Source organism: Falcatimonas sp. MSJ-15 (assembly GCF_018918265.1).
GTDB lineage: Bacteria > Bacillota > Clostridia > Lachnospirales > Lachnospiraceae > Falcatimonas.
In genome coordinates this window covers 1-2,588 of record NZ_JAHLQC010000046.1, presented here as the reverse complement: position 1 = coordinate 2,588, position 2,588 = coordinate 1, and the positions used below count along the sequence as shown (strand labels likewise).

The 2,588-nt window shown below is 33.1% G+C and carries 4 protein-coding genes and 1 pseudogene; all 5 read left to right on the top strand.

Annotated features, from left to right (window positions below; translation table 11 throughout):
- Positions 1 to 396 precede the first annotated feature (396 nt).
- Positions 397 to 516: pseudogene (locus KQI85_RS16205) on the top strand (alpha/beta hydrolase); the annotation flags it as partial.
- An 83-nt stretch (positions 517 to 599) separates the two neighbouring features.
- Positions 600 to 1,142, top strand: a complete 543-nt coding sequence (locus KQI85_RS16760; protein WP_253293944.1) for a TetR/AcrR family transcriptional regulator — start codon at positions 600 to 602, stop codon at positions 1,140 to 1,142.
- Positions 1,123 to 1,401 (top strand): alpha/beta fold hydrolase, encoded by a 279-nt coding sequence (locus KQI85_RS16195; protein ID WP_253293943.1) that lies wholly within the window; start codon positions 1,123 to 1,125, stop codon positions 1,399 to 1,401. Before KQI85_RS16760 ends, KQI85_RS16195 begins: the two co-directional genes overlap by 20 nt.
- 487 nt (positions 1,402 to 1,888) lie before the next feature.
- The gene (locus tag KQI85_RS16190) at positions 1,889 to 2,170 is read left to right on the top strand and encodes a CD3324 family protein (protein WP_216577058.1); all 282 of its coding nucleotides are present in this window, start codon (positions 1,889 to 1,891) and stop codon (positions 2,168 to 2,170) included.
- Positions 2,167 to 2,463 carry a DUF1062 domain-containing protein gene (locus tag KQI85_RS16185; RefSeq protein WP_216577057.1) on the top strand — a complete coding sequence of 99 codons (297 nt, stop codon included), beginning with the start codon at positions 2,167 to 2,169 and terminating at the stop codon, positions 2,461 to 2,463. The genes KQI85_RS16190 and KQI85_RS16185 overlap by 4 nt, the downstream gene beginning before the upstream one ends.
- Positions 2,464 to 2,588: the final 125 nt, after the last annotated feature.

The window sequence follows — 2,588 nt, the reverse complement described above, 5'->3', positions numbered from 1 at the left end:
ATAAAAAAGAGTTTGTGTGGCAAGTATAAGAATCTTGAGATATATTCTGAAGCAGAAAAAATTATAGGTGAAATGTTAAGTTAAGTGTTGTGCCAAGTTTAAAATGAATTCTCTTTAGGCCATCCACAGTGGATTTAAATCTGGTAATATTTCCGGTGGTGGCATTTTTTATGATTTTATAAGCTAGAGCGTAAAACCCATTACCTTTAGGTGTTGGGTAGTTAACGAAACTCGAATGATGACCAAATATTGCAGAATCCTAGCTGATTGTATACATAAAAAAACTTCCTTCAAAAACATGCTTGACCTAAAGTTAACTCTAGGTTGTATGATATTTATATCATATACTATTGTTAATGTAATTACAAAAAATTTTGCATATGGAGGATGATAAATATGTTAAAAACAGAAGAATTAAAGCTGGTATCTGAATGGGATAAAACTTTTCCACAGAGTGAAAAAGTAGAACACAAAAAAGTGACATTTGTAAATCGTTATGGAATCACACTTGTAAGTCTTATTATGTCAAATCAGGTCTTCCATTAATCGGTCAATGGGTATATACTCGCATTAACCGAATCGGTCAATGGAGGTAGCTTATGAATGAAAAATTTTATGCATTGCCTGTAGAAAAACAATCTCAAATATTAAATGCTGCATACAAAGTATTTGCAACGAATCAATATAAAAAGACACCAACCTCAGAAATTGCGACAGAAGCCGGAATATCCAAATCACTTTTGGTTCATTATTTTCATAACAAACGGGAGTTGTATCTTTTTCTATGGAATTATGCAGCAGATTTAACCCGAAAATATACATTTTTATCTCTGTTTTCCATTAATTCATACTTTGAAACAGAGCCGGATATTCAATCAATAATTCAACAGGATGTACAGGATGCTACCCATACGACATTGGAAATGCTTCTGTCAATTTTGAATCTTGATTTCATCCGCAAGGATATAGAGTTTGCTCGTATATATAAAGAAATTCTGTATGCTTCAGACGGGATGCTAAAGTACTGGTACAGAACAGGAAATTATGATGTAACTACTTTTGAGCAGGAGTATCTGGAAATGATAAATCATTGGAAAATGGTTTATGGAAAGGGGAAGGAAAATGACAGAAAACAGTTATAAGACATCCAGTGGCTGCATCCATTATTTTGTAAATATAGTAGACAAGCAGAAAATTACGTTAGTATTTTTGCCGGGACTTCTTATCTGTGGCGAAAAAGATAAAGCGGGTTCAGCAAAAAGCTACAATAAAAAATGGCATCAGAGAGAAGGTTTACCGCTTAAGTGGATAAAGAATGCTGGTCATAATTCCAATACGGATCAGCCTGATGAAGTCAATAGAATGATAGAAAAATTTATCAGAGGGGTAGAATGTATATGAAAGTATTATTGTTTTGCTGTAAGGGTTTTGAAATGATGGAGTTTTCTTCTTTTTACGATGTTTGCGGGTGGGCGAAAAGTGAATATGGATTTGATATGCAAGTGTTTGTGTAACAGCATTGCCGATTGGAAAAGCTGGGGTCCTGGAAGGCAGAAAAGAATTTAAAAACACCCCCCGGTTCTGAATGTGCATTGAATGCTCTTGCCATAGACAACCCTATAATAATACATAAAATATGAGTGGAATATTATACGCATGCGTGATAAAACAGAGAACGAAAACTTGAAGTTTCCATAGAACATGTTTGTTTATAAAAAAGAATGAGGTTGCAATTAAACTTTGACACGCTTATTATAAAAATAGAAGTTTTGAAAGGAGAAGAAAAATTTTATGCGCAAAAGATATGTTATTGCTCAGTAGTCTGAGCTTAAAGTAAAATGAATAGTTAAGCTCGGATGAATCCCCACATAATAATAGGAGGATTAATATGAGCTATATCAGTGCAGAAGATGTTCTGCCAAAAGAATTAATAGAAACTATTCAGCAGTATGTTAGCGGAAAAAGTATATATATTCCATGCAAAGAGAAAAAAGTCTGGGGAAGCCAGACTAAAACAAAGCAGTATTACAAAAGGCGAAACCAAGAAATATGTATAAAGCATAAAAATGGAGTTTCGATAAAAACACTTGCAACTACATATTCCCTAACTGAAAAGAGTATACAAAGAATCATAAGAACAACTTCCGAGATGGAGGCGTTTGTTCAATGAGATTGGATTCGATAAAAGTATATCATCGCTGTGGGGGATGTGGTAAGAAACAGGAGTTTGTTAATTCTGGGAAGTTCAGAGTCAATGCGAATGGTAATCGGGTTGATGTATGGCTTATATACAGATGTAAAAAGTGTAAACATCCATGGAATCTGACAATTTATGAAAGAATAAGACCCTCAAAAATTAGTCAGAATGATTATGAACTTTTTATGGAAAATGATGTTGATTTTGCTTTGAAATATGGAAATGATATGGATTTTTTGAAGAGGAATAAAGCTGAATTTAGTTAAGTTGTTGGGGCTGTGAAAAAAGAATAGTCCCGAAAAAAAGAAAGACCAAGAGTTTATAATAAACTCAAGGTCTTTCTTTATGTTATAATTAATTTGTGAAAAAAATTAATAACATAATCTATTCT

Coding starts and splice junctions, on each gene's coding strand:
- KQI85_RS16760 (WP_253293944.1), top strand. CDS start 600: ATGAATGAAAAATTTTATGCATTGCCTGTAGAAAAACAATCTCAAATA.
- KQI85_RS16195 (WP_253293943.1), top strand. CDS start 1,123: ATGACAGAAAACAGTTATAAGACATCCAGTGGCTGCATCCATTATTTT.
- KQI85_RS16185 (WP_216577057.1), top strand. CDS start 2,167: ATGAGATTGGATTCGATAAAAGTATATCATCGCTGTGGGGGATGTGGT.
- KQI85_RS16190 (WP_216577058.1), top strand. CDS start 1,889: ATGAGCTATATCAGTGCAGAAGATGTTCTGCCAAAAGAATTAATAGAA.